Origin of the sequence: Citrobacter sp. Cpo015 (assembly GCF_030333035.1) — a bacterium.
Classification (GTDB): domain Bacteria; phylum Pseudomonadota; class Gammaproteobacteria; order Enterobacterales; family Enterobacteriaceae; genus Citrobacter; species Citrobacter portucalensis.
This window is the reverse complement of the sequence record NZ_JAOWGS010000028.1, coordinates 221,980-247,373: the sequence shown is the minus strand read 5'-3', so window position 1 is coordinate 247,373 and position 25,394 is coordinate 221,980. Positions and strand designations below refer to the sequence as shown.

23 protein-coding genes and 1 other annotated feature are annotated in these 25,394 nt (G+C 53.5%); of the genes, 6 read left to right on the top strand and 17 right to left on the bottom strand.

What is annotated here, in order from left to right; genetic code table 11:
* Positions 1-88: 88 nt before the first annotated feature.
* Complete coding sequence (tal, locus tag OGY67_RS10425; RefSeq protein WP_003829752.1) at positions 89-1,042, bottom strand: transaldolase; 954 nt, start codon at positions 1,040-1,042, stop codon at positions 89-91.
* 273 nt (positions 1,043-1,315) lie between these two features.
* Between tal and OGY67_RS10420 the strand changes: the two genes are divergently transcribed.
* Both OGY67_RS10420 and yaaA read left to right on the top strand, forming a co-directional pair.
* On the top strand, positions 1,316-2,746 hold the full coding sequence (locus OGY67_RS10420) for an alanine/glycine:cation symporter family protein (protein ID WP_020996236.1): 1,431 nt from the start codon (positions 1,316-1,318) through the stop codon (positions 2,744-2,746).
* Positions 2,747-2,823: 77 nt separating this feature from the next.
* Complete coding sequence (yaaA, locus tag OGY67_RS10415; RefSeq protein WP_032942329.1) at positions 2,824-3,597, top strand: peroxide stress protein YaaA; 774 nt, start codon at positions 2,824-2,826, stop codon at positions 3,595-3,597.
* 84 nt (positions 3,598-3,681) lie between these two features.
* Here the strand turns inward: yaaA and thrC are convergent, their stop codons facing one another.
* The 6 genes from thrC to yjjY all read right to left on the bottom strand — a co-directional run bounded on the left by thrC (position 3,682) and on the right by yjjY (position 9,948).
* On the bottom strand, positions 3,682-4,968 hold the full coding sequence (gene thrC, locus OGY67_RS10410; protein WP_008786145.1) for a threonine synthase: 1,287 nt from the start codon (positions 4,966-4,968) through the stop codon (positions 3,682-3,684).
* A 3-nt stretch (positions 4,969-4,971) separates the two neighbouring features.
* A complete protein-coding gene (thrB, locus tag OGY67_RS10405) occupies positions 4,972-5,901 on the bottom strand; it encodes a homoserine kinase (protein WP_128611311.1) in 930 nt (309 codons plus the stop codon).
* Position 5,902: 1 nt separating this feature from the next.
* Positions 5,903-8,365, bottom strand: a complete 2,463-nt coding sequence (gene thrA / locus OGY67_RS10400) for a bifunctional aspartate kinase/homoserine dehydrogenase I (RefSeq protein ID WP_286573935.1) — start codon at positions 8,363-8,365, stop codon at positions 5,903-5,905.
* 23 nt (positions 8,366-8,388) lie between these two features.
* Positions 8,389-8,515, bottom strand: a sequence feature (Thr leader region).
* On the bottom strand, positions 8,445-8,510 hold the full coding sequence (thrL, locus tag OGY67_RS10395) for a thr operon leader peptide (protein ID WP_032337689.1): 66 nt from the start codon (positions 8,508-8,510) through the stop codon (positions 8,445-8,447). It overlaps the preceding feature by 66 nt.
* Positions 8,516-8,721: 206 nt before the next feature.
* On the bottom strand, positions 8,722-9,408 hold the full coding sequence (locus OGY67_RS10390; protein ID WP_003829762.1) for a tRNA/rRNA methyltransferase: 687 nt from the start codon (positions 9,406-9,408) through the stop codon (positions 8,722-8,724).
* Between the two features lie 399 nt (positions 9,409-9,807).
* Entirely contained in the window at positions 9,808-9,948 is a 141-nt protein-coding gene (yjjY, locus tag OGY67_RS10385) for a YjjY family protein (RefSeq protein ID WP_042998021.1), read from the bottom strand.
* A gap of 95 nt (positions 9,949-10,043) precedes the next feature.
* Here yjjY and arcA point away from each other — a divergent pair, with 95 nt between their 5' ends.
* The gene (gene arcA / locus OGY67_RS10380) at positions 10,044-10,760 is read left to right on the top strand and encodes a two-component system response regulator ArcA (RefSeq protein WP_001194359.1); all 717 of its coding nucleotides are present in this window, start codon (positions 10,044-10,046) and stop codon (positions 10,758-10,760) included.
* A gap of 60 nt (positions 10,761-10,820) precedes the next feature.
* On the opposite strand, the gene creD is transcribed toward arcA, so the two are convergent.
* From creD to creA, 4 genes are read right to left on the bottom strand one after another with little or no spacing between them, the layout of a single operon-like run.
* A complete protein-coding gene (gene creD, locus OGY67_RS10375) occupies positions 10,821-12,182 on the bottom strand; it encodes a cell envelope integrity protein CreD (protein ID WP_048236167.1) in 1,362 nt (453 codons plus the stop codon).
* Between the two features lie 57 nt (positions 12,183-12,239).
* On the bottom strand, positions 12,240-13,664 hold the full coding sequence (creC, locus tag OGY67_RS10370) for a two-component system sensor histidine kinase CreC (protein WP_286573934.1): 1,425 nt from the start codon (positions 13,662-13,664) through the stop codon (positions 12,240-12,242).
* Positions 13,664-14,353: a two-component system response regulator CreB gene (gene creB / locus OGY67_RS10365; protein ID WP_048214984.1), complete on the bottom strand. Its 690-nt coding sequence runs from the start codon at positions 14,351-14,353 to the stop codon at positions 13,664-13,666. Before creB ends, creC begins: the two co-directional genes overlap by 1 nt.
* 12 nt (positions 14,354-14,365) lie before the next feature.
* Positions 14,366-14,839 (bottom strand): protein CreA, encoded by a 474-nt coding sequence (gene creA / locus OGY67_RS10360; protein ID WP_003018998.1) that lies wholly within the window; start codon positions 14,837-14,839, stop codon positions 14,366-14,368.
* A gap of 211 nt (positions 14,840-15,050) precedes the next feature.
* Between creA and robA the strand changes: the two genes are divergently transcribed.
* Positions 15,051-15,920, top strand: coding sequence for an MDR efflux pump AcrAB transcriptional activator RobA (robA, locus tag OGY67_RS10355; RefSeq protein ID WP_003829933.1), 870 nt, complete (start codon positions 15,051-15,053; stop codon positions 15,918-15,920).
* Here robA and gpmB read toward each other — a convergent pair.
* Complete coding sequence (gpmB, locus tag OGY67_RS10350) at positions 15,917-16,564, bottom strand: 2,3-diphosphoglycerate-dependent phosphoglycerate mutase GpmB (RefSeq protein ID WP_003019006.1); 648 nt, start codon at positions 16,562-16,564, stop codon at positions 15,917-15,919. The two genes, robA and gpmB, sit on opposite strands and share 4 nt — an antisense overlap.
* Before the next feature lie 52 nt (positions 16,565-16,616).
* Between gpmB and yjjX the strand changes: the two genes are divergently transcribed.
* A complete protein-coding gene (gene yjjX, locus OGY67_RS10345) occupies positions 16,617-17,141 on the top strand; it encodes an inosine/xanthosine triphosphatase (RefSeq protein WP_167820414.1) in 525 nt (174 codons plus the stop codon).
* A gap of 89 nt (positions 17,142-17,230) precedes the next feature.
* Here yjjX and trpR read toward each other — a convergent pair whose 3' ends face one another.
* Together trpR and sltY are read right to left on the bottom strand one after the other, a co-directional pair.
* A complete protein-coding gene (trpR, locus tag OGY67_RS10340) occupies positions 17,231-17,557 on the bottom strand; it encodes a trp operon repressor (RefSeq protein WP_032934222.1) in 327 nt (108 codons plus the stop codon).
* 89 nt (positions 17,558-17,646) lie between these two features.
* Positions 17,647-19,584 (bottom strand): murein transglycosylase, encoded by a 1,938-nt coding sequence (sltY, locus tag OGY67_RS10335; protein ID WP_057067007.1) that lies wholly within the window; start codon positions 19,582-19,584, stop codon positions 17,647-17,649.
* Between the two features lie 207 nt (positions 19,585-19,791).
* On the opposite strand from sltY, the gene ettA reads away from it, so the two are divergent.
* Positions 19,792-21,459: an energy-dependent translational throttle protein EttA gene (ettA, locus tag OGY67_RS10330; protein WP_032942320.1), complete on the top strand. Its 1,668-nt coding sequence runs from the start codon at positions 19,792-19,794 to the stop codon at positions 21,457-21,459.
* A gap of 149 nt (positions 21,460-21,608) precedes the next feature.
* Here ettA and nadR read toward each other — a convergent pair whose 3' ends face one another.
* The 3 genes from nadR to serB all read right to left on the bottom strand — a co-directional run bounded on the left by nadR (position 21,609) and on the right by serB (position 25,361).
* On the bottom strand, positions 21,609-22,838 hold the full coding sequence (gene nadR, locus OGY67_RS10325; protein WP_003829942.1) for a multifunctional transcriptional regulator/nicotinamide-nucleotide adenylyltransferase/ribosylnicotinamide kinase NadR: 1,230 nt from the start codon (positions 22,836-22,838) through the stop codon (positions 21,609-21,611).
* An 88-nt stretch (positions 22,839-22,926) separates the two neighbouring features.
* Positions 22,927-24,309 carry a DNA repair protein RadA gene (gene radA, locus OGY67_RS10320; RefSeq protein WP_003829944.1) on the bottom strand — a complete coding sequence of 461 codons (1,383 nt, stop codon included), beginning with the start codon at positions 24,307-24,309 and terminating at the stop codon, positions 22,927-22,929.
* 83 nt (positions 24,310-24,392) lie between these two features.
* Complete coding sequence (gene serB, locus OGY67_RS10315; RefSeq protein WP_003829946.1) at positions 24,393-25,361, bottom strand: phosphoserine phosphatase; 969 nt, start codon at positions 25,359-25,361, stop codon at positions 24,393-24,395.
* Between the last annotated feature and the right edge of the window lie 33 nt (positions 25,362-25,394).

Here is a 25,394-nt window from a genome sequence, read left to right as displayed (position 1 = left end):
CGTTAAACAGAATGATACACTGCGAAGGGAAGGACAGACAGGTTTCAGAAGAGGTAGCGTGACCCATATCAGGGCCACGCATTAATGATTACAGCAGATCGCCGATCATTTTTTCCAGTTTACCCTGGTCTACAGCAAACTTACGGATACCGTCCGCCAGTTTGTCTACAGCCATCGGATCCTGGTTGTGCTGCCACAGGAACTCAGCTTCGGTGATGCGTGCAGGACGCGCTTTCACTTCACCAGAGAAGGACAGTTTACGTTCGATAGTGCCTTCGCTTTCCGCCAGTTCTTTCAGCAGTGCCGGTGCAATCGTCAGACGATCGCAGCCTGCCAGCTCAATGATTTCGCCGACGTTACGGAAGCTCGCACCCATCACCACGGTTTCGTAACCGTGCTGTTTGTAGTACTCGTAGATTTCCGTTACGGAAACCACACCCGGATCTTCTGCCGGTGCATACTCTTTCTTGTCAGTGTTGGCTTTGTACCAGTCCAGAATACGACCAACAAACGGAGAAATCAGGTATACGCCAGCTTCTGCACATGCGCGCGCCTGCGCGAAGGAGAACAGCAGAGTCAGGTTACAGTTGATACCTTCTTTTTCCAGCTGCTCAGCGGCACGGATGCCCTGCCAGGTTGAAGCCAGTTTGATCAGAATGCGATCGTTGCTGATGCCAGCATCGTTGTACATTTTGATCAGACGTTTTGCTTTCGCGATGGACGCGTCGGTGTCGTAGGACAGACGAGCGTCAACTTCAGTAGAAATACGACCCGGAACCAGTTTCAGGATCTCCAGACCGATATTTACTGCCAGTTTGTCGGTCGCGTCGACGATCTGCTGTGCGCGGTCGTTGCTCTGCTGCTTAGCCCAGGCTACAGCGTCATCAATCAGCTTGCGGTATTCTGGGATCTGCGCTGCGTTAAGAATGAGAGAAGGGTTAGTTGTGGCATCCTGAGGCTGATACAGCTTCATTGCCGCGATGTCTCCGGTGTCGGCCACTACTGTGGTGAACTGACGAAGGGAGGTCAATTTGTCCGTCATGATAGCGATTCTCTTTAAACAGCTTGTTAGGGGGATGTAACCGATCTTCCCTGATGATAGCACGACGCACTCTCAGCGCAACCGCCTGGATTGTCCGACCCGCCGCTCAGCCCTGATTACGCATCTCACAGCTCGTGATGCGCAATTAAGGATATACCCATTGTTATGGTAAACTCCCGCAATCAATCACCTTATAAGGTATATACTGGTCGATAATTGGTAGCGCTTACACGGGATTATTCGCGCTTACCGGCATCAACAAGAGGGATGTTAATGCCTGATTTTTTCTCATTTATTAATGAAATACTCTGGGGATCGGTGATGATCTACCTCCTGCTTGGCGCAGGATGTTGGTTCACCTGGCGTACAGGGTTCGTGCAGTTCCGCTATATTCGCCAGTTTGGCAAAAGTCTTAAAAACAGCATCAGCCCGCAGCCGGGCGGTTTAACTTCTTTTCAGGCTCTGTGCACCAGTCTTGCCGCGCGCGTCGGTAGCGGGAATCTGGCGGGTGTGGCGTTGGCGATCGCCGCCGGCGGCGCAGGAGCCATTTTCTGGATGTGGGTCTCGGCGGTCATTGGTATGGCAACCTCATTCGCCGAATGTTCCCTTGCCCAGCTGTATAAAGAGCGCGACAGCAAGGGACAGTTTCGCGGCGGTCCTGCATGGTATATGGCCCGTGGATTGGGCATGCGCTGGATGGGCGTACTGTTTGCCATCTTTTTACTCATTGCCTATGGCCTGATTTTTAACAGCGTGCAGGCAAACTCAGTCTCTCGTGCGTTGACCTTTGCTTTTGACATCCCTCCCCTCTTCTCCGGTATCGCACTGGCAATAGTGTCATTACTGGTCATTGTCGGCGGCATTAAAGGCGTTGCCCGCCTGATGCAATGGTTTGTTCCGATGATGGCGCTGCTGTGGATCGGTTGTAGCCTCGTCATCTGCCTTTGGCATTTCGGACAGCTCCCCGGCATTATCATGACCATCATAAAAAGCGCCTTTGGTTGGCAGGAAGCCGCGGCCGGTGCAGCCGGGTATACGCTAAGCCAGGCCATTGCCAGCGGTTTTCAGCGCGGTATGTTCTCTAATGAAGCCGGAATGGGCTCAACTCCGAACGCAGCTGCCTCGGCAGCATCCTGGCCGCCACACCCTGCAGCACAAGGCATTGTGCAAATGATTGGTGTATTGGGCGATACGCTAATTCTTTGTACGGCCAGCGCAATGATCATTTTACTGGCGGGTAATGGCACCACTTATGTGCCAATGGAAGGCATCCAGTTGCTGCAACGAGCCATGGTCTCGCTGACGGGTGAATGGGGGGCCGGATTCGTTGCCTTAATAGTGATTCTGTTTGCCTTTAGCTCTATCGTCGCCAACTACATTTATGCGGAAAACAACCTCATTTTCCTGAAACTGGACAACATCCGGGTTATCTGGTTATTACGTATTGCCACCGTTTGCACCGTCATTGGCGGTACGTTAATCAGTTTTCCGCTGGTCTGGCAACTTGCGGACATCATCATGGCCTGTATGGCCATTACTAACCTGACGGCGATTCTGCTGCTTTCTCCGGTTGTACATACCATCGCCAGCGACTATCTGCGCCAGCGAAAACTCGGGGTGCGCCCGGAATTCGATCCGCGCCGTTATCCTGATATCAGACAACAGCTTGCACCCGATAGCTGGGATGAAACGCCGCGCGAATAGCGCGGCAATCGCAACCATCGATCAATTCAGTCGTTTTTTTTGCTAAAGTCGCAGTAAATTTCCTGCAAGGACTGGATATGCTGATTCTGATTTCACCTGCAAAAACGCTCGACTACCAAAGCCCGCTGGCAACGACACGTCATACGCTGCCCGAGTTGCTGGATCACTCTCAGCAGCTTATTCACGTGGCACGCCAGCTCTCTGCACCGCAGATTGGCAAGCTGATGGGGATTAGCGACAAGCTGGCGGATCTGAACGCCACCCGTTTCCATGACTGGCAGCCTGACTTCACGCCGGACAATGCACGTCAGGCCATTCTGGCGTTTAAAGGCGACGTCTATACAGGGTTGCAGGCTGAAACCTTCAGCGAGGCGGATTTCGACTTCGCTCAACAGCATTTACGGATGCTGTCCGGGTTGTACGGCGTTTTGCGTCCGCTGGATTTGATGCAGCCATACCGTCTGGAGATGGGCATTCGTCTGGCCAATGCGAAGGGTAAAGATCTCTACCAGTTCTGGGGAGATACCATCACCGATAAACTTAACGAAGCGCTGGAAGCGCAAGGCGACAGCGTGGTGATCAACCTCGCCTCGGATGAGTATTTTAAATCCGTGAAGCCGAAAAAACTCAACGCTGAGCTTATCAAACCGGTCTTCCTCGACGAGAAGAACGGTAAGTTTAAAGTCATCAGCTTCTATGCCAAAAAAGCGCGCGGCCTGATGAGTCGCTACATTATTGAGAACCGCTTAACGCAACCGGAGCAGCTGACCGCATTTAACAGCGAAGGCTACTTCTTTGATGAAGAAGCATCAGGAAACGGCGAACTGGTGTTTAAACGCCACGAGCAATAGTAAAAAGGCCGGATGACGGCTAACGCCTTATCCGGCCTACAGGTTTTGTCGGCCCGCTATGCAAAGCGCCAGCGGGCACAACCGTTAACCGCGGGTCATCATCAGCTTGCGCAGTTCAGCAAAATCAGCTGGCAGGTGATGAGAAAGCAGCGGCAGGTCCGCACGTTCCGCCAGTTCTTTTGGCAACGCCAGCGTCAGGTCAAGAATCTCTTCAACGCTTTCTTTAAACTTCGCCGGATGCGCAGTACCAAGGAACAGGCCGTACTCGCCAGGATTCAGTTGGTCACGCAGCGCTCGGTAAGCCACCGCCGCATGCGGTTCTGAGGTGTAGCCTATCTCATGTAACTCACGCATCGTGTCCTGAGTCGTCGCATCGTCAACAGCGGCATAACCCAGCTCATTCAGACGCCAGATTTTACGGCGGAACAGTTCTTCCACGCGCGGCCAGTTGTTCGGCTGGCTGACATCCATCGCATTCGACAACGTTGCCTGGGTCGCTTTCGGCGCCCACTCACCTTCTGCAAGGAAGCGCGGAACCGTATCGTTAACGTTAGTCGCCGCGATAAAACGCTTCACCGGCAAGCCTAGTGATTTCGCCAGCAGCCCGGCGGTCAGATCGCCAAAGTTACCGCTGGGAACGGAAATCACCAGTTGATTACGCGCCTCTTGCGGCAGTTGGGCCACAGCCTCAAAGTAGTAACAGATTTGCGCCAACAGACGGCTGATGTTAATTGAGTTAGCCGAGTTCAGTCCCAGAGCCACCTTCAGCTCTTCGTCATCAAACGCCTGTTTCACCAGCGCCTGGCAGGCATCAAAATCGCCATCAATCGCCACAGTTTCAATGTTACCGCCCAGCGTACAGAACAGTTTTTCCTGTAATGGGCTGATCTTGCCGTTCGGATAGAGGATCACCACGCGCACATTTTTCAGGCCATAAAAGGCATGCGCAACCGCCGCCCCGGTGTCTCCGGAAGTCGCCGTCAGAATCGTTACCGGTTTGTCGCCACTGATGTGCGTCAGCATCTGCGCCATAAAGCGCCCGCCAAAGTCTTTAAATGCAAGCGTAGGGCCGTGGAACAGTTCCAGACAGCCGACATCCGCGGCAACCTGGGCAACCGGAGCCGGAAAGGCAAATGCCGCACGCACGCGCTCTTCCAGAATTTCCTGAGGGATCTCATCACCAATAAATGCGGACAGGATCTTCGCGCTGCGGCTAACGAAGTCCTGGTTCAGCATCTCATCCACTTCTGTCAGATTGAATTCCGGTAGATCGTGCGGAAAAAACAATCCCTGATTCTTGCCTAGTCCTTGCGTAACAGCCTGTGCAAAGCTGACCTGTTCGTTGTGATCTTTCAGATTATACAGTTTCATTGATTATCCCAGTACCCGTGCGCCCGCCGTGTCCAGCCGGCAAATATGAACAAAGCCTTCCTGATTTTGCAGGTAATTTTTACCCAGCCAATCTGCTACGCGCTGTGCCGTATCCGGCTTATCGCACAAAGCGAACAGCGTCGGCCCGGACCCAGATATACCGCTGGCCAGTGCGCCAATTTCTGCGACCGCCTGACGCGCCTGGCTAAAGCCTGGCAGCAAGCGGGTACGATACGGCTCAGCAATGACATCTTTCATCAGCTTCGCGGCCAGAAGAGGCTGACGGGAATAGCAGGCATGGATGAATCCCGCCAGATGCCGCCCGTGAGCGATACAGTCCTGACGGCGATACTGCGCTGGGAGAATCGCCCGCGCTTCAGCCGTCGACACTTTAATCCCTGGATACGCCAGTACCCACAGCCACTCATCAAAGCCTGGCACCTGCTGGCTAATAATGCCGTTTTCTTCAATCATTAACTGCATACCGCCCAAAAAGCACGGGGCGACGTTATCGTAATGAATACTGCCGGAGATACGCCCTTCAAGTTCGCCCATTATCGCTAACAGGCGCGTATCGTTGAGCGGCTTACCGCAGTGTTCGTTCATAGCGACCAGCGCCGCCACGACGGAACAGGCGCTGGAGCCTAACCCGGAGCCAATCGGCATATTTTTTTCCAGCGTCATCGCCACCGGAACGCTTTTACCCAGCTCCTGACAGAATCGCTCCCAGCACTGGTAGACAATGTTTTCTCGCGGCTCAGGCGGCAGTTTGTTGGCAAAGCGCCCAAGGTTGTTCAGGCTGAACTGGTCAGCCGCCTCAACGGACACCACATCACCCAACAGCGAACCGTCCACCGGCGTTACCGCTGCACCGAGCACATCAAACCCGACGCTCATATTGGCACTGGAAGCCGGGGCATAAACTCTCACCATGTCAGACTCCTAACTTCCATGAAAGGGTGCGTAGCAGGTCGGCAAAGACGCCCGCCGCCGTCACATCGTTACCCGCGCCATATCCGCGCAGAACCAACGGTAACGGCTGATAATAGTGGCTATAGAACGCCAGCGCGTTTTCACCGTTTTTCACTTTAAACAGCGGATCGTTGCCGTCTACTGCATCAATTTTCACGCGACAAACGCCGTCCTCTTCGATATTGCCAACATAGCGCAATACTTTTCCCTCATCACGGGCTTTCGCCACGCGCGCGGCAAAGACGTCATCCAGCTGCGACAATTTCGCCATAAACGCGGAAACATCACCGGAGTCATCAAACTCTTTTGGCAGGACCGGCTCAATGACAATGTCAGAAAGCTCCAGCTCACGACCAGTTTCACGGGCCAGGATCAGCAGCTTACGCGCCACGTCCGTACCGGAAAGATCGTCACGCGGATCGGGTTCGGTATAGCCCATCTCACGCGCCAGGGTGGTGGCCTGCGAGAAGCTCATGCCTTCATCCAGCTTGCCGAAAATAAACGACAGTGAGCCAGAAAGGATGCCTGAAAAACGTTGCAGTTCATCACCTGCGCTGAGCAGATTTTGCAGGTTTTCAATAACCGGCAAGCCCGCGCCCACGTTGGTGTCGTACAGGAATTTACGACGAGACTTCGCGGCGGCAAAACGCAGCTGATGATAGTAATCCATCGACGACGTGTTGGCCTTTTTGTTCGGCGTAACCACGTGGAAGCCTTCACGCAAGAAGTCGGCATATTGATCCGCTACCGCCTGGCTTGACGTACAGTCGACAATCACCGGATTGAGCAGATGGTATTCTTTCACCAGACGAATTAAGCGCCCAAGGTTGAAAGGCTCTTTCGCGCTCTCCAGCTCCGACTGCCAGTTTTCCAGATTCAGACCGTGGACGTTGGTCAGCAGGGCCTTCGAGTTCGCCACGCCGCACACGCGCAGATCGATATGCTTCTTTTTGAGCCAGGTTTGCTGACGTTTAAGCTGCTCCAGCAGCGCACCGCCCACGCCGCCTACGCCAATCACAAACACTTCAATCACCTGGTCGGTGTTGAACAGCATCTGATGGGTCACGCGTACGCCGGTGGTCGCGTCATCGTTATTCACCACCACCGAAATAGAACGCTCAGACGAGCCCTGGGCGATCGCTACAATATTGATGTTCGCCCGAGCCAGCGCGGCAAAGAACTTCGCCGAGATGCCGCGCAGGGTGCGCATACCATCGCCAACAACAGAGATGATGGCCAGACGCTCAGTCACCGCCAACGGCTCCAGCAGGCCTTCTTTCAGCTCGAGGTAGAATTCATCCTGCATGGCGCGTTGCGCACGCGCGCAGTCGCCCTGCGGGACGCAGAAACTGATACTGTATTCAGAAGAGGATTGGGTGATCAGCACTACCGAGATGCCCGCACGCGACATGGCGGCAAAAACGCGCGCCGCCATGCCCACCATGCCTTTCATTCCAGGGCCGGAAACGCTAAACATCGCCATGTTATTGAGGTTAGAAATACCTTTTACCGGCAAATCATCGTCATCACTGCTGGCACCGATCAGCGTACCGGGCGCTTGCGGATTGCCGGTATTTTTAATCAGGCACGGGATCTGGAACTGGGCAATAGGGGTAATGGTGCGCGGGTGCAGCACTTTAGCGCCGAAGTAAGAAAGCTCCATCGCTTCCTGATAAGACATCGACTTAAGCAGTCGGGCGTCGGGTACCTGACGCGGATCGCAAGTATATACACCGTCGACATCGGTCCAGATTTCACAACAATCGGCACGCAAACAGGCGGCCAGTACGGCGGCAGAGTAGTCAGAGCCATTACGCCCCAACACCACTAACTCACCTTTTTCATTTCCAGCGGTAAACCCTGCCATCAGAATCATGTGGTCCGCAGGAATACGGCTGGCGGCGATGCGGCGCGTAGATTCGGCGATATCAACGGTAGATTCGAGGTAATGGCCGACAGCCAGCAATTTCTCCACCGGGTCGATGACCGTTACGTTATGCCCGCGTGCTTCCAACAGGCCGGCCATGATAGCAATCGACATTTTTTCACCACGGCAGATAAGCGCGGCATTGATACTGTCCGGGCACTGTCCCAGCAGGCTGATGCCGTGCAGGACGTGCTTAATCTGGGCAAATTCTTGTTCAACAAAGGCTTTGAGCTGCGCCAGCGGAAAAACTGGTTGCTCGGCGGCAAGACCCACCAGCAGCTCGGAGAAAATGCGTTCGGCGTCGCTGATATTAGCTAAAGCATCCTGACCACCGATGGTCTTCTCAATCATTGCCACCAGATGGTTGGTAATTTTTGCGGGGGCAGAGAGAACGGTCGCGACCTGCCCCTGTCTGGCATTGCTTTCCAGAATATCGGCAACCCGCAGAAAGCGCTCTGCATTTGCCACTGATGTACCGCCGAACTTCAACACTCGCATGGTTTACCTCATTGCCTTTGGTCGAAAAAAAAGCCCGCACTGTTTAGGTGCGGGCTTTTTCTTGTGTTTCCTGTACGCGTCAGCCCGCACCGTTACCTGTGGTAATGGTGATGGTTGTAGTAATGGTGATGCTGATGCGTTTCATGATGTTGTGTGCTCTGTAATTATTTATTATCTGTCCTGTATTCTTTTAGGGTTAAAGTATCTGCTGACCTAAGTCAATAAATTTTTAAATTGATCACATTCCGAAACTTGTTCATGAGCAACTGCTTGCCCTTTTACTTTCAACCAATACAGCATGTCGAGCCCACTTGAACCAAGAACAAAACACTACACAACAAAAATTGTTCAACATTTTATTTTGTGATGTTTTTTTCAATATCATGTAAAAAACGGTGCAACATTGCCGTGTCTCGCTGCCCCAACAGACCCATTCGCTGTTGCAACCAGTCCGTCAGCTTGATGTCGTCAGAAACGTTCAGCGTGGCTAATAAACGCAAAACGCGTGCGCGCAATGCCTGCAGCTGAAGCTCATCCGTCACCTCAACGTTTTTGGCCGGTTGTTGTATTAAACCTGCTAATTGATAGCAATACACCATCACCGCCTGCCCCAAATTGAGTGAAGGATAGTCAGCGACCATCGGTACACCAGTGAGTACATCTGCCAGCGCTAATTCTTCATTGGTCAGCCCCGAATCTTCACGACCAAACACCAGCGCTGCATGTTCCATCCACGTGGATTTCTCCTGTAACAGGGGAACCAGTTCGACCGGGGTGGCGTAATAATGGAACTTCGCCCGGCTACGCGCGGTGGTCGCAACGGTAAAATCAACGTCGTGAAGCGCATCGGCTAACGTTGGAAAAACGTTAATATTATCAATAATGTCGCCCGATCCATGCGCGACCCATCGCGTGGCGGGTTCCAGGTGCGCCTCGCTGTCAACGATACGTAATTGAGTGAATCCCATGGTCTTCATCGCACGGGCAGCCGCACCAATATTTTCCGCTCTGGCAGGGGCAACCAGAATAATTGTTAAACGCATTTCGATACTCTTTTTGGTCAGTCTGCAAGTAATAATGTGACGCACGTCAACATATTACGCAGCGCAAATTTACATTTTTTTAACAGAAGTCACTGAAAAAGGATTTCGCATCCGGTAAAAAATGCTAAACTATTTCCAAACTGTACTATTGCTTTTTATGTTAACAAAAGTTGTATATCCCTCTGTTTATCCATGATAATTTATTTTAAAATGGATCGCATTGGTTGGATTCATTACATTTATTAATTAGCTCGTGCAACTAGTTGTAATATTGCAATTTTGTGATGAAAGCAAACATTTGGATACGTTGATTTCATCAAACTGTTAACGTGCTACAATTGAACTTGATATATGTCAACGAAGCGTAGTTTTATTGGGTGTCCGGCATGTCTTAGCCTGTTATGTTGCTGTTAAAATGGTTAGGATGACAGCCGTTTTTGACACTGTCGGGTCCAGAGGGAAACTACCCACGACCAAGCTAATGATGTTGTTGACGTTGATGGAAAGTGCATCAAGAACGCAATTACGTACTTTAGTCATGTTACGCCGATCATGTTAATTTACGGCATGCATCAGGCAGGTCAGGGACTTTTGTACTTCCTGTTTCGATTTAGTTGGCAATTTAGGTAGCAAACATGCAGACCCCGCACATTCTTATCGTTGAAGACGAGTTAGTAACACGCAACACGTTGAAAAGCATTTTCGAAGCAGAAGGCTATGATGTATTCGAAGCGACAGATGGCGCGGAAATGCATCAGATTCTCTCTGAATATGACATCAACCTTGTGATTATGGATATCAATCTGCCTGGGAAAAATGGCCTCCTGTTAGCGCGCGAACTTCGCGAACAAGCTAACGTTGCGCTGATGTTCCTGACGGGCCGTGATAACGAGGTCGATAAAATTCTCGGCCTCGAAATCGGCGCAGACGATTACATCACCAAGCCGTTTAACCCGCGCGAACTGACTATCCGTGCTCGTAACCTGCTGTCCCGTACCATGAACCTGGGTACTGTCAGCGAAGAACGCCGTAGCGTCGAAAGCTACAAGTTCAACGGCTGGGAGCTGGACATCAACAGCCGCTCTCTGATTGGTCCTGACGGCGAGCAGTATAAACTGCCACGCAGCGAATTCCGTGCCATGCTTCACTTCTGTGAGAATCCGGGCAAAATCCAGTCTCGCGCAGAACTGCTGAAAAAAATGACCGGTCGCGAACTGAAGCCGCATGACCGTACCGTTGACGTGACTATCCGCCGCATTCGTAAACATTTCGAATCAACGCCGGATACGCCAGAAATCATCGCCACCATTCACGGTGAAGGCTACCGTTTCTGCGGCGACCTGCAGGATTAATTCAATCCTTACAGGTAAAAAAACGGCGCATTATGCGCCGTTTTTCATTTCCCCACCGCCCTATTTCCATAAGCGAAACTCGTCACTCTGCGCAGGCAGAGGCTCCGGAATTTCTGTCGGCTTTGGTTTTGGCTGTGCCAGCGAGTGCCAGTCAAGATGACGCGTCAGGAACATCACGCCACACAACGCGACCAACAGCACGCCGGTTCCCAGCAGTAAAGAGCTGTCCTGTGAACGTAGCAGCACCCACATCACCCCATCCAACCCCAGCAGCGCCACGGTGAATAAAATACTGTTCCGCCAACTCTGTAATATCGCCTGCAGATACACCCCGTTCATTAACGCGCCTACCAGGCTTGCCGTAATCCACGCCGCCGTAAACCCAATGTGCTCAGACAATGCCAGCAGCAGCAGATAAAACATCACCAGCGATAGCCCCACCAGCAGATACTGCATCGGGTGCAGACGCAGGCTGGTCATACTTTCAAGCACGAAGAAAGACATAAAGGTCAGTACAATCAGCAGGATGGCATACTTGGTAGCCCTGTCCGTTAACTGATACTGATCCGCTGGCGTGGCGACGGCAACGCTAAATGCAGGCATTCCCTTCCAGCCAATCTTTTCGCCATCAAAGCGTTCGCCGAGGTTATTCGCGAACCAGCTGCTCTGCCACTGGGCCTTAAATCCTGATTCGCTGATTTCGCGCTTCGCCGGGAGGAAATCCCCAAGAAAGTTGGGATGCGGCCAGTTGCTGGTTAAAGTCATTTCACTGTTACGGCCAACCGGAACAACGGAGAAATCTCCGGTTCCGCTCAAATTCAACGACAACACCATGCTCAGGTTTTGCTCCGCCCAGCTCGCGTCAGGTAGCGGAATGTGGATCCCTTGAGCTCCCCCATCCAGCCCCGTCCCTGGCTCAACGGCCAGCGATTCCCCATTGACCTGCGGCGCTTGCACCACACCAATCCCGCGCGCATCCCCCACGCCAACCACGATAAACGGTTTGCCGACGCTGACATTGGGATGGTTTAAATCGCGCAAGCGTTCGGCGTTAAACTCAGCCTTCACCGAGAGGTCATTGTGCCAGACCTGGCCTTCGTAAATACCGATTTTACGCGCTTCAACGTTCTGATTCCCCTCAACCACCAGCGACTCCGGCAGCCAGAAATGGATATAGCTGCGCTTACGCTGGATCTGTTTGTCGCCTTCCAGCTCGATATACAGTTCCGTCACCGGGACGGCAATCAGCGGCCCGACCATCTTTTGCGGCCCGCTGGTGCTCTGACGAATAGCATCTTCGACTTCATCACGATAATCCGATCGCTCAACGATTATCTGCCTGACCATCGTCAGTGGTATTAACAGCAGTAATATGGCGCCGCCTAAGGTGACAATTTTCCAAAACAGGGGTGATTTAAACATAGCGTTCTCCTTTGCAATATCAGTAAGGTAGAACAGCTATGTGCGGAGAATTTGAAGTTATGTGAAGTGACGGTGAAGCGTAAACGAGGCCTGGGCGCCGCCTTCTGGTCGGTTAGATAATGTCACCGTACCTTCATGCAGTCGTGCAACTTCACTGACAAACGCCAGCCCCAAACCGCTGCTCTTGTGTCCATTCTCGCGAGGCAGCGAGTAGAAGCGCTCAAAAATACGCGGCAACGCAAAATCAGGGATCCCGCTACCGCTGTCGGTGACCTGCAATGTGACCAGCTCCTTCTGCTGATGCGCGCTCAACGTAATCGTCCCGCCCTGTGGCGTGAAGTCGATAGCGTTGTCGAGCAAGTTCCCCAATGCCTGCTCCAGTAACGCGGGATCGGCAGCGACGCTAAGCGATGAAGGCAGAATGGTCAGCGTAATGTTTTTTGCCGCCAGCTGCACGCTACGCGCCTCTTTGAGCTGAGCAAAAAGCGTATCTACCTCCACCGCCGTCAACGTAATGTCCTGTCGATTCTCCAGTCGCGCCTGGCACAGCAAAGTTTCGACCAGCGCCTGCATACGCGCATTTTGCGTCAGAATATTATCGGTAAAACGCGCTACCACGTTTGGCGGCGGGCCTTCGCGCAATATTTCTGCCGCGCCACGAATGGCCGCCAGCGGACTTTTCAGCTCATGCGTTAACGCGTAGACATACTGCTCAATGTAGTTCTTGCCTTCGAGCTTCAGGCGCATACTTTCCAGCGCCTGCGCCAGTTTGCGTAACTCGCTGCTGCCTAAATCAGGCAGTGGGACGGGGCGATTCTCGGTAACGGAGTCGGCATAACGCGCCAGCCGGGCAATAGATCGGTTTATCCACCATACCATCCCGAAGCCAATCACCAGGGCAATACCCAGCAATACGGCGCTGGCCCACAGCATTCGCCGTTCACTGCGCTTAATCACCGGTGCCATCGCCGCATTTGGTTTGCCGACACTGAGCACACCGATAATACGACCACCATCTACGATCGGCGCGGCAACGTACATCACAGAGCTTTCCGGATCGTTCGGGTTTTGCGGCGTGCTGCGGGCGCCATACTGCCCACGCAGCGTTAACCACACATCGTTCCAGCGGGAGTAGTCCTGACCGACGGCCTGGTTAGCTGAATCAAACAACACCTTGCCCTGCGCGTCCGTCATGTAGACATGGTATTCATTACGCACTTTGTTAATGCCGCTGATGTTGGCATTAAATGGGCGGTTATGCAGCTGCGCAAATGCCTGCGCCAGCTTGCCGTTAGCCGGTGAGTCAGAGAGCACGTCATCACGCGCCAGCGCAGCCAGCAGCGTGGCGGTATCAATTAAAGTACCTTCGGTCGCCCGACGAACGCCTGGCTTAATTTCCTGCACAAAGATCGACAGAACAAACCAGGCGGCGACCGCGACAATCAGAAAATAGCCGAGCAGCAAACGCATGCCAATGCGCATCAGCAATTCCTCAGGCTGTATCCCATACCGCGATGTGTATTGATGGGGGAAAGCTCCGGATTGATAGCCCGCAGCTTGGCGCGCAGCGTTTTGATGTGAGTATCAACCGTTCTGTCAAAGGTATCCTGCGCGTCTGCCCAGACTAAATCCATCAGCTGCTGGCGAGAGTAAATACGTCCCGGCGACATCAGCAATGTTTTCAGCAGCAGGAATTCATAACGCGTCAGGTTCAACGGCATGCTGAACCAGGTAATCTGCGCGGCCAGCTCATTAAGTTCAAAATCCCCACAGCGTGTCGTCGATGAAGGCGTGGAGAATTTTTGCACCCGCCGCAGCAGCGTACGCACACGAGCGCACACCTCGCGCGGCGAGAAAGGCTTGGCAACATAGTCATCTGCGCCAATTTCCAGCCCCAACAGGCGATCCACTTCATCGCTGCGCGCGGTCAGAAAGAGGATCGGCAACGCCGGGTGGCGTTCCAGTAAACGTCGGCACAGTTCAAAACCGCTGATATCCGGTAGCCCGACATCCAGAATGATGGCATCAGGGCATTGCTGGCGAGATTTCTCCAGCACTGGAAATCCGCGCTCAAACGCCTCTACGCTAAACCCTTCCTGTTGCAGCATGTAGATAAGCGTATCAGCGATTCCCTGCTCATCCTCAACCAACCAGATCAACGGCTGTTGCATTGTGCTTCCTTGTTATTGCCGCCACGGCATGATGGGTACCGCACTGATGGCATTTTTGGGCGATCCATCGACAACTTTATCTGAATAGGCCAGATAGGCCAGCGCATTACGTTTCGCATCGTAAAAACGCACGACCTGTAAAGATTTAAACACCAGCGAGGTACGTTTCTTAAATACCACTTCGCCCTGAGCTTTACCGTTCTTGATTCTGTCGCTCAGTTCTACCGGCCCAACCTGCTGGCAAGAGATGGCGGCATCGGAGGTATCTTCCGCCAGCCCCAGTCCACCTTTGATGCCGCCGGTCTTCGCACGACTCACGTAACAGGTCACATTGGTAACATCCGGATCGTCAAACGCTTCGACCACAATTTTATGATCCGGCCCAAACATTTTGAACACCGTATCGACAGATCCAATCTGCTCCGCATGGGCGACCTGCGCCAACATCAGCAGAATTGAGGAAATGACTAAGCTCTTATATTTCATATTGTTACCATTCTTAAAAGTTGTTCTGCGTAATTATTAAACATTCTAAGATAAAATGTATACAGATCACAGGATTACAATAATCACGCTTTCGTATGTCCGAAAAAAGCACTTATGAGCAAAAAAAACACTGAATGCTAAAACAGCAAAAAATGCTATTATCCTCATACCTGACGTCAGGTACTCGTTGTTGAAAGGATGAGGATATTTTATGGATCAGGCTGGCATTATTCGCGACCTATTAATCTGGCTGGAAGGTCATCTGGATCAGCCTTTGTCGCTTGACAATGTGGCGGCAAAAGCGGGCTATTCCAAGTGGCACCTGCAGAGAATGTTTAAGGACGTGACGGGCCATGCTATTGGCGCCTATATCCGCGCCCGTCGTTTATCGAAATCCGCAGTGGCGCTGCGCCTGACTGCGCGTCCAATTTTGGATATTGCGCTGCAATATCGCTTCGACTCTCAACAAACTTTTACTCGCGCATTCAAGAAACAATTTTCGCAGACACCAGCGCTGTATCGCCGTTCACCGGAATGGAGCGCATTCGGTATTCGCCCGCCAATGCGACTGGGTGAATTTACAATGCCTGCGCACGAGTTCGTTACGCTGGAAGATACGCAACTGCTCGGCACCACGCAAAGCTATTCCTGCTCGCTGGAACAGATTTCAGATTTCCGTCATGAAATGCGTATTCAGTTCTGGCGCGACTTCCTTGCTCAGGCTCCGGCGATCCCGCCAGTGCTGTACGGGCTTAACGAAACGCGTCCGAGCATTGAAAAAGATGACGAACAGGAAGTGTTTTACACCACAGCACTGACGCCGGAACAGGCCAATGGCTATGTGCCGTCGGCGCAGCCTATCCTGTTACAGGGTGGCGAGTACGTGATGTTTACCTACGAAGGGCTGGGAACCGGCGTGCAAGAGTTTATCCTGACGGTTTACGGCACATGCATGCCGATGCTGAACCTGACGCGCCGCAAAGGACAGGATATCGAGCGATACTACCCGGCAGAAGATGCCAAAGCGGGAGATCGCCCGATCAACCTGCGCTGCGAATTCCTGATTCCGATTCGCCGCTAGCGCTGTAGTTCATCCAACGCAGGGGCGTCCAGATGTGAGATGTCCCCTGCCGTTTCAACGACCCATCCCGGCGCCAGCCATAAGCTTTCCTGGTAATCAACGCGAGAAATTGAACAGTTGCGCAGACGCAAGCGACGTTCAGCCCATGCCGGTAATCCCAGAATTGTGCTCACCAGGCAACCCAGCGCGATACCGTGGCTGACCAGCAGTGGACGACTTCCCGGCGGCAGCTCCAGACAGGATGCCAGCGCCGCATTGACGCGATCGCTCAGCTCCTGCATCGATTCCCCTTCCGGAATACGACCATCCACCGTGCCGTTCACCAACTGGCGACGCCAGCCCTCTTCCTCTGGCGTCAGCGTATCGATGTGACGTTTTTCCAGCACCCCCATATTCAGCTCACGCAGACGAGAATCATAGGTGATATCACAGCCGCAGGCCTGGGCGATGATTTCTGCGGTGCGTCGTGTACGACCAAGATCGCTACTGATGACATGCGTAATACCAAACGAGCGGGCGCGTTCTCCCACCTGCATGGCTTGTTGTTCACCTTTAGCGGTTAGTGGGCTGTCTGACTGGCCTTGAATACGTCGCTCGGCGTTCCACTGCGTTTCGCCATGGCGAACAAGGTATACCTGTAACATGCTTTTTTTCCGTTATACTGCGATGCGATGAATTTTCAAACTGAGCTTAATTATGCACAAGGTTATCTCTGCGACCACCAATCCTGCCAAAATTCAGGCAATTCTGCGGGCATTTGAAGAGATTTTCGGGGAAGGATCCTGCCATATTGAACCCGTCGCCGTCGAGAGTGGCGTGCCGGAACAACCTTTCGGAAACCAGGAAACGCGCACTGGCGCACGAAATCGCGTTGATAACGCTCGCCGCCTGCACCCGCAGGCTGATTTCTGGGTCGCCATTGAAGCAGGAATTGACGATGACGCCACCTTTAGTTGGGTGGTGATTGATAACGGCGTTCAGCGCGGTGAAGCTCGTTCAGCCACGCTGCCATTGCCTACTGTCATTCTCGACAGAGTCCGTAAAGGTGAAGCACTCGGCCCGGTGATGTCGGACTATACAGGTATTGATGAGATTGGCCGTAAAGAAGGCGCAATCGGCGTTTTTACCGCGGGCAAGCTGACGCGCTCAAGCGTTTATCACCAGGCGGTGATTCTGGCGCTCAGCCCGTTTCATAACGCGATATACGATGAGTCATTGTAATTTGTAGGCCTGATAAGCGTTGCGCCATCAGGCAAGCAGCGCGCACCATTGCCGGATGGCGGCTTCGCCTTATCCGGCCTACGAGAAAATCAGACACTTTTCAGCAACACCTGCTCCAGCCACTGACGCAAATCCACCGGTGCGGATTTGAGGCTGTTCGACCCTCGCGTAATAGTGGCAATCCCCGCCCCGAGCTCGTTTTTAAGCTCACGCTGGCTCATCTCGCCGCGCAACAGCTCTTCAATGATACGCACACGCGTGCCCAACGCTTCGCGTTCATCCGGCGTTAACATCAAATTGAGCAGTGGCAGGTGTAAATCTTGTTCATAGGCGTGTTTAAGCAGATCGACAAAACGTAACCACTCCTGGTGACGTTGTTCTGCCATCTCTGCTGAATAGGGTGATTGCTGAGTCATAAGATATCGCCATCGTTGCGGGGGAAGCGTGCTTGCTTCCCCCTTTTGTACTCTTTAACGAGTACGATAGCATAACACAATCGACACGATCAGTAACGACGTTGCCATTCTGCGTCGCTCATCAACTCCGGTTTATCGCCGAGGAAATAGCGATAGTACGCATCATAAGCCAGCACATTCTTCACGTAACCACGCGTCTCTGAGAATGGAATACTTTCGACAAACGCCACAGCATCAATGCGGCCAGCGCTATTGCCAAGCCAGGTGCGAACGCGCCCCGGACCGGCGTTATAGGCTGCCGACGCAAAGATGCGGTTATTGCCGAATTGCTGATATACGTACTGCAAATAGCTGGTACCAATGTTGATGTTGGTATCAGGATCCAGTAGCTGGCTCGGACTGCTGTAACCTGGAATCGAGAACATTTTCACCGTATGCGTCGCCGTGCCTGGCATAATCTGCATCAGCCCGCTGGCGCCGACCGGTGATTTCACTTTCGGGTTCCAGGCGCTTTCCTGACGCGCTATCGCCATCGCATAGCTTGGTTGAATATCCTTGCCGCTGGTGTAACGGGTAAACAGGTCTTTATAGGCCAATGGGAAGCGCTCTTCCAGATGATCCCACAGCTTACCGGCGATCGTCGCCTGAACGCTCAGATCCCACCAGTGATTGTTGAACGCGTAACGTGCCAACTGAGCCTGCTCGGACTTGGTACGGCTGGTAACCAGATTCGCCCATTCACTGCGCGCGGTATTATCCATGTTCCAGTACATTAGCTCGCGTACGCGTGCCATTTCTGGCCCCTGAGTCAGCGCAGAATCAACGTTCGCTGGCGCTTTATCCACTTTCAGCTCGTACTCTTCGCCCAGGCGCTGTGCCGCCACCATCGGATAGAAACCACGCTGCTGCATGAGCTGGTGCAGGATCTCTTTGGCTTCCGCATCACGTCCGCGCTCCAGCAGCAGATCAGCCTGCCAGTAGCGCCACTCGTCTTTTTCTTTTGCTTCCATTGGCAGACGTGCCAGCCAGGTATTCAGGCCACGACGATCGCCGGTTCCCAGCGCCATGCGCACGCGACGCTCCACAAGCGAGGTGGAATTGGAGCGCATAATCGCATCATCACGCCATTTGGCCTGCTCGTCGGTGACGTCATTGCCCATCAGGCGCCAGGCAACAATGTCGCGCAGTTCCTGGGTTTGCTCGTCATTGAGCTGTTGCGCCTGCACCAGGGACGGGATCATCAGGCGGGCGTTTTCCACATCCTGACGCGCCACGCTGGCAAAGGCGACCGCCGCCATCTGTCGGGTGAAATCCGTGGCGCCGGTGGTACGTGCAAAAGTCATCACCGAATTCGGATCGTTGGCCAGCGAGATGATCGCAGAGGCAATGGTTTGGTATTGCGCGGGCATCTGTCCGGCCAGCGCCGTCACCAGACCGGTATTCCCGGCTTTCATCGCCAGACGAATACGCTCCAGATACGCCAGCGGATCCTGAGTGCCTGAGGCGCGCCATACGCCAAATAATTTGTCACAGGCATTCGGCTGACTTTTCCCGGTCAACCACAGCTCTTTCGCGCCCTGCCAGGCTTCTTCGGTTTGCCCGGTACTCCATTTCGCGAAGTAATAGTTACATTGCGCTTCCGTGGTACCCGGTTTTTCCGGGCTGAACGCCAGCAGTCCGCGCCAGTCTTCGCGGCGCGCCAGTTCATTCACGAAACGCGATTGCAGCGTACGCGCAGGGGGCAGTGTCGGATTGGCACGCACAAAATTGGTAACGGTAATGGTGGGCTGATTCATCAGATCGTCAGTGATCTGACGATATTCCAGATACGGGTACAGAGGATAGTTCTTCAGGCCGGGCATCATCTGCTCTACGACATCCATCTGTCGGTTGTCCCAGGCTTGCTTGATTTGCGCATAACGATTGCGCTGCTCATCCAGGGAGTCGGCTCGCGCCACCTGACTGACCGTCAGCAGACATACGCTGGCTGCCAGCAGGCGCCAGGTAAATTGATTGGCTTTGTCCACAAGCTCTTCCTCTTCTCATGTTACGTCTGTGCAGCATCATGCCGCTTAATTAATTCATGCTAACCAGACATTGCAGAATGCGCCACGTCACGGACACTTTTTTACTTTTGTTGCGAGTGAGATCTGCTGGCTGGGATTGGGCAATGAAAAAGGCTACACTTCGCCTTTGAAAACTCTATTCATCACTATAAAAGAGGCGAAGTCCACGTGGCTCAATTCGTTTATACCATGCATCGTGTCGGCAAAGTCGTTCCGCCGAAACGTCATATTCTTAAAAACATCTCACTGAGCTTCTTCCCGGGCGCCAAAATCGGTGTTCTCGGTCTGAACGGTGCGGGTAAATCTACCCTGCTGCGCATCATGGCCGGTATTGATACCGATATCGAAGGTGAAGCTCGCCCACAGCCAGGCATTAAAATCGGTTACCTGCCGCAGGAACCAAAACTGAACCCAGAACATACCGTTCGTGAATCCGTTGAAGAAGCGGTTGCCGAAGTGGTTAGTGCACTGAAAGGTCTGGATGAAGTTTACGCCAAGTACGCCGAGCCGGACGCCGACTTCGATAAACTGGCCGCACAACAGGGCAAGTTTGAAGAAATTATCCAGGCGCACGACGGCCATAACCTGAACGTGCAGCTTGAGCGTGCCGCTGACGCCCTGCGTCTGCCGGACTGGGACGCTAAAATTGAGAATCTCTCCGGTGGTGAACGCCGCCGCGTTGCTCTGTGCCGCCTGCTGCTGGAAAAACCAGACATGCTGCTGCTCGACGAACCGACCAACCACCTGGATGCGGAATCCGTCGCGTGGCTGGAACGCTTCCTGCACGATTTCGAAGGCACCGTAGTGGCGATTACCCACGACCGTTACTTCCTCGACAACGTTGCGGGCTGGATCCTGGAGCTGGACCGTGGTGAAGGTATTCCGTGGGAAGGTAACTACTCTTCCTGGCTGGAGCAGAAAGATCAGCGTCTGGCCCAGGAAGCCTCTCAGGAAGCGGCTCGCCGTAAATCCATTGAGAAAGAGCTGGAGTGGGTGCGTCAGGGCGCTAAAGGTCGTCAGTCTAAGGGTAAAGCCCGTCTGGCACGCTTTGAAGAGCTGAACAACACCGAATACCAGAAACGTAACGAAACCAACGAACTGTTTATTCCACCTGGAGCACGTCTGGGCGATAAAGTCGTTGAAGTCACCAATCTGCGTAAATCCTACGGCGATCGCGTTCTGATCGACGATCTGACTTTCTCCGTACCGAAAGGCGCAATTGTCGGCATCATCGGTCCGAACGGCGCGGGTAAATCTACCCTGTTCCGTATGATGTCCGGTCAGGAACAGCCTGACAGCGGCACCATCACGCTGGGTGAAACCGTCAAACTGGCCTCCGTTGACCAGTTCCGTGACGCCATGGACAACAGCAAAACCGTGTGGGAAGAAGTTTCCGGCGGGCTGGATATCATGCGAATCGGCAACACCGAGATGCCAAGCCGTGCCTACGTGGGCCGCTTCAACTTCAAAGGTGTGGATCAGGGCAAACGCGTCGGCGAGCTGTCCGGTGGTGAGCGTGGCCGTCTGCACCTGGCGAAGCTGCTGCAGGTTGGCGGCAACATGCTGCTGCTCGATGAACCAACCAACGACCTGGATATCGAGACCCTGCGCGCGCTGGAAAACGCCCTGCTGGAATTCCCGGGCTGCGCGATGGTTATCTCGCACGACCGTTGGTTCCTCGACCGTATCGCCACCCACATTCTGGATTACCAGGATGAAGGTAAGGTTGAGTTCTTCGAAGGTAACTTTACCGAATACGAAGAGTACAAGAAACGTACGCTGGGCGCCGATGCGCTGGAGCCGAAACGTATTAAGTACAAGCGTATTTCTAAGTAATTAGCGTTAAGTGCCGGATGGCGGCTTTACGCCTTATCCGGCCTACGAGGTTAGTGCGACTTGTAGGCCGAATAAGCGCAGCGCCATCCTGTCTATGAGGTTAGTGCGACTTGTAGGCCGGATAAGCGCAGCGCATCCGGCATTAAAACCTACCTCTGCTCGCCCATCAACTCTTTCACCAACTCCACGCAGCGCAGGAAGCGACCGTCGTAGTCAGGCTCCTGAACGTGCACGAAATTGATATTGTTTTCCTGCAGCATCTCGACCAGCAGCGTCTGAAACGCTTTTCTGTCAACTGAGCTTCCAAGGCTGCGTAAGCCATCCGCCACCCACGGGGTGTTGTTTTCCAACAGGATCACCAGGTCGAAGCGATACTCATCAATAAGCGCTTGCACAAACGGGTGTTCACGCCCTTCATACTTTTTACAGAAGGCCTGAGTGGTCACGAAATCGGTGTCGATGAACGCCACTTTATTGGCGTACTTAACAGCAAAATCAATGTATTGCGCTTGTCCTAAGGCGATTTTATCGTAGTCAGAATACTGCAACGCCATCTCATCGCCGCCCAAATGGGAGAAGACATAATCACGCCCGTATTCCCACGCACTGGTGGTATTAAAAATATTGGCGAGCTTGTTCACCAGCGTCGATTTACCGCTCGACTCCCCGCCGAGGATCGCCACGGTGCGCACGAAAAACGGCTTCACTTCGGTCGGAATATACTCCCAGTAGCGAAACGGGTTTTCACGGATTTGCCCGCCGCTGATGCTCATGAACGTCCGCTTAGGATCCACCAGCACGGTTTCGATCCCCAGATGTTCGAGATACTGCGGGGCATCTGATTCTTCAGAGGTGTAGATCCAGTTTGGCTGGATCCCTTTCTCCTGCATAAACGTTTTGATCCCGTTGCTCCACACGTCCCAGCCGTGCGGATACGGCTCCATGCCCTCTTCGTTGAAGGCATGAATACGGATATTTTTCTGATACTTAAAGGTTTGCAGCAGCCAGCGTAAACGATCGGGCACCGTAGGCTGTTGCGACATGGCACTGTCTTCAAACAGGCTGCGATCGCGCGTGTCGTCATAGCCCATGATGATATGCAGTTCATCGACCTGGCTACAGGCGCGCTGGATAAGATAGATATGGCCGGTGTGCAGCGGATAAAACTTGCCGAATACCACACCGATATTTTTCTGCTGGCGCGGAAACTCCAGCCCGAGAAAACGGTGCAACGCCTCCAGCTTCTGCGCGCTGGGGCTTTTGATTTTGGCATTCAGCAGTTGGCTTAGGTATCCCTTGGTCATGCCACTGGCATCCGCCACCTGTTGCAGGGTACAGCCCTTTTGCTTTATGGCGGTTTTCAGATATTCAAATGACACAAGAGCCTCCTGCTGGAAAAATCGCGTAACACTGCCTGATGGCGCTTCGCTTATCAGGCCTACAAAATCAGTATGTACGGGTATTTGATTATAGGTCGTCAAACACGCTTAACGCATCCGCAAGCTTCTTAACGCCAAAGACCTGCATGCCTTCCGGTACTTTTTTCGGTACGTTAGCGGCAGGGACAATCGCCCGGCGAAAGCCGTGCTTCGCCGCTTCCGAAATACGCTCCTGCCCGCTGGGTACCGGACGGATTTCGCCCGCCAACCCCACTTCGCCAAAGACCACTAAATCCTGTGGCAGCGGTCTGTCACGCAGGCTGGAGACCATTGCCAGCAGCAACGCCAGGTCGGCGCTGGTTTCGGTAACTTTTACGCCGCCGACTACGTTAACAAACACGTCCTGATCCGCCATCTGCAAGCCACCGTGACGATGCAGCACCGCCAGCAGAATCGCCAGACGGTTCTGTTCCAGACCGACCGCCACGCGACGCGGGTTCGCCATCATTGAGTGATCGACCAGCGCCTGAATCTCTACCAGCAGCGGGCGCGTACCTTCCCAGACCACCATCACCGAACTGCCGGAGGTGACCTCATCGCCACGGCTTAAGAAGATAGCGGAAGGGTTGCTGACTTCACGCAGGCCCTGTTCGGTCATAGCAAAGACGCCCAGTTCGTTCACCGCGCCAAAGCGGTTTTTATGGCTACGCAGAGTACGGAAACGGGAATCGGCGTCACCGTCGAGCAGTACCGAACAGTCAATACAGTGTTCGAGCACCTTCGGCCCGGCCAGCGAGCCGTCTTTGGTGACGTGGCCGACCATGACAATCGCCACGCCGCGCGTTTTGGCAAAGCGCGTCAGGTAAGCCGCCGTTTCACGCACCTGCGCCACGCTGCCCGGCGAAGACTGAATATCCGCCATGTGCATTACCTGAATGGAGTCGATCACCATCAGCTTCGGCTGTTCTTCTTCGGCAATCAGGCAAATTTGTTCGATACTGGTTTCCGACAGCATATTCAGATTCGCTGTCGGCAAACCGAGCCGGTGCGCACGCATCGCCACCTGCTGCAGTGACTCTTCACCGGTGACGTACAGAGTTTTCATCTGCTCAGCGAGCTTGCACAGCGTTTGCAGCAGCAGCGTTGATTTCCCCGCGCCGGGGTTACCGCCAATCAGAATAGCGCTGCCGGGTACCACACCACCGCCCAGCACGCGGTCAAACTCTTTAAATCCAGTGGAAAAACGCGGCAGTTCTTCAAGGCTGATGTCAGACAGCTTCTGCACTTTTGCCACGCCCGCATTCCCGGCATAGCCACTGAGCCGCTCGTTACGCGCCACCGTTGGCGATGCGGCAAGGCGCACCTCGGTAATGGTATTCCAGGCCTGACAGGCGCTGCATTGCCCCTGCCAGCGCGGGTAATCGGCCCCGCATTCATTACAAACAAAGGCGCGTTTTGGAGCTTTGGCCACGTTTTACCTCTTTCGTTAACGCTTTTGCCGGATGGCGCAGGCGCTTATCCGGCCTACGGACACCTTGCAATCGGGCAATTTAATCATTTCTGGTTCATGCTGCCGGAGAGAATGCAGAACACGCCCATCAGGTCAGCGTGGCGGATAGTAATCTCCGTCTTTTCATTCACTTTCGGTTTAGCATGATACGCAATACCCAGCCCGGCCGTTTTGATCATCGGCAGATCGTTAGCACCGTCGCCGATCGCCACCGTCTGCGCCATCGGGATCTCATATTCTTGTGCCAGGCGAGTCAGGGTATTGGCTTTGTACTGGGCATCGACGATATCGCCGATCACGTTGCCGGTAAATTTACCGTCCATGATCTCCAGCTCGTTTGCTACAGCCGCCGTCAGACGCAGTTTATTACGCAGGTAATCGGCAAAGAAGGTAAAGCCGCCAGAGGCAATAGCCACTTTCCAGCCGAGCGTTTCCAGTTTTAACACCAGCTGTGTCAGGCCTGGCATCAGCGGTAGCGTTTCGCGCACCTGGTGCAGAATATTGGCATCAGCGCCCTTCAGCGTCGCCACGCGACTACGCAGGCTGGCGGTAAAGTCCAGTTCGCCGCGCATTGCACGTTCCGTGACTTCCGCAACCATCTCACCGGTTCCAGCCAGTTTAGCAATTTCATCAATGCATTCGATCTGGATTGCCGTTGAGTCCATGTCCATCACCAGTAAACCCGGTGTGCGCAGATGCGGAATTTTGCCTAACGGGGCAACATCCAGTTTGGCATCATGCGCCAGTTTTGCCGCGCGCGGCGTTAACGAACCCGCCAGGCGAATCACCTGATAATCCTCGACGCACCAGGCAGCAACAATCACCATCGCTGCACCCAGTTTGCTCTGGTATTGCGTTAAACGTTGTTTATCCAGCCCACGACCGTACAGCAGCCAGCCACTGCGGCCCGCGTGGTAGTCCAGCGGCATGACTTCATCGCCACTTAAAGAGAGAGGCAGACCTGGCCACAGAGAAACATCTTCAGGTAGATCGCACCAGGTTATGTTAGGCATTAAAGCTCCTGTAAAATCGTTCGGGTCGGAATC

Excerpts from the sequence above, each read along its gene's own strand:
- tal (WP_003829752.1), bottom strand. The coding sequence starts at position 1,042 with ATGACGGACAAATTGACCTCCCTTCGTCAGTTCACCACAGTAGTGGCC.
- OGY67_RS10420 (WP_020996236.1), top strand. The coding sequence starts at position 1,316 with ATGCCTGATTTTTTCTCATTTATTAATGAAATACTCTGGGGATCGGTG.
- yaaA (WP_032942329.1), top strand. The coding sequence starts at position 2,824 with ATGCTGATTCTGATTTCACCTGCAAAAACGCTCGACTACCAAAGCCCG.
- thrC (WP_008786145.1), bottom strand. The coding sequence starts at position 4,968 with ATGAAACTGTATAATCTGAAAGATCACAACGAACAGGTCAGCTTTGCA.
- thrB (WP_128611311.1), bottom strand. The coding sequence starts at position 5,901 with ATGGTGAGAGTTTATGCCCCGGCTTCCAGTGCCAATATGAGCGTCGGG.
- thrA (WP_286573935.1), bottom strand. The coding sequence starts at position 8,365 with ATGCGAGTGTTGAAGTTCGGCGGTACATCAGTGGCAAATGCAGAGCGC.
- OGY67_RS10390 (WP_003829762.1), bottom strand. The coding sequence starts at position 9,408 with ATGCGTTTAACAATTATTCTGGTTGCCCCTGCCAGAGCGGAAAATATT.
- yjjY (WP_042998021.1), bottom strand. The coding sequence starts at position 9,948 with ATGACTAAAGTACGTAATTGCGTTCTTGATGCACTTTCCATCAACGTC.
- arcA (WP_001194359.1), top strand. The coding sequence starts at position 10,044 with ATGCAGACCCCGCACATTCTTATCGTTGAAGACGAGTTAGTAACACGC.
- creD (WP_048236167.1), bottom strand. The coding sequence starts at position 12,182 with ATGTTTAAATCACCCCTGTTTTGGAAAATTGTCACCTTAGGCGGCGCC.
- creC (WP_286573934.1), bottom strand. The coding sequence starts at position 13,664 with ATGCGCATTGGCATGCGTTTGCTGCTCGGCTATTTTCTGATTGTCGCG.
- creB (WP_048214984.1), bottom strand. The coding sequence starts at position 14,353 with ATGCAACAGCCGTTGATCTGGTTGGTTGAGGATGAGCAGGGAATCGCT.
- creA (WP_003018998.1), bottom strand. The coding sequence starts at position 14,839 with ATGAAATATAAGAGCTTAGTCATTTCCTCAATTCTGCTGATGTTGGCG.
- robA (WP_003829933.1), top strand. The coding sequence starts at position 15,051 with ATGGATCAGGCTGGCATTATTCGCGACCTATTAATCTGGCTGGAAGGT.
- gpmB (WP_003019006.1), bottom strand. The coding sequence starts at position 16,564 with ATGTTACAGGTATACCTTGTTCGCCATGGCGAAACGCAGTGGAACGCC.
- yjjX (WP_167820414.1), top strand. The coding sequence starts at position 16,617 with ATGCACAAGGTTATCTCTGCGACCACCAATCCTGCCAAAATTCAGGCA.
- trpR (WP_032934222.1), bottom strand. The coding sequence starts at position 17,557 with ATGACTCAGCAATCACCCTATTCAGCAGAGATGGCAGAACAACGTCAC.
- serB (WP_003829946.1), bottom strand. The coding sequence starts at position 25,361 with ATGCCTAACATAACCTGGTGCGATCTACCTGAAGATGTTTCTCTGTGG.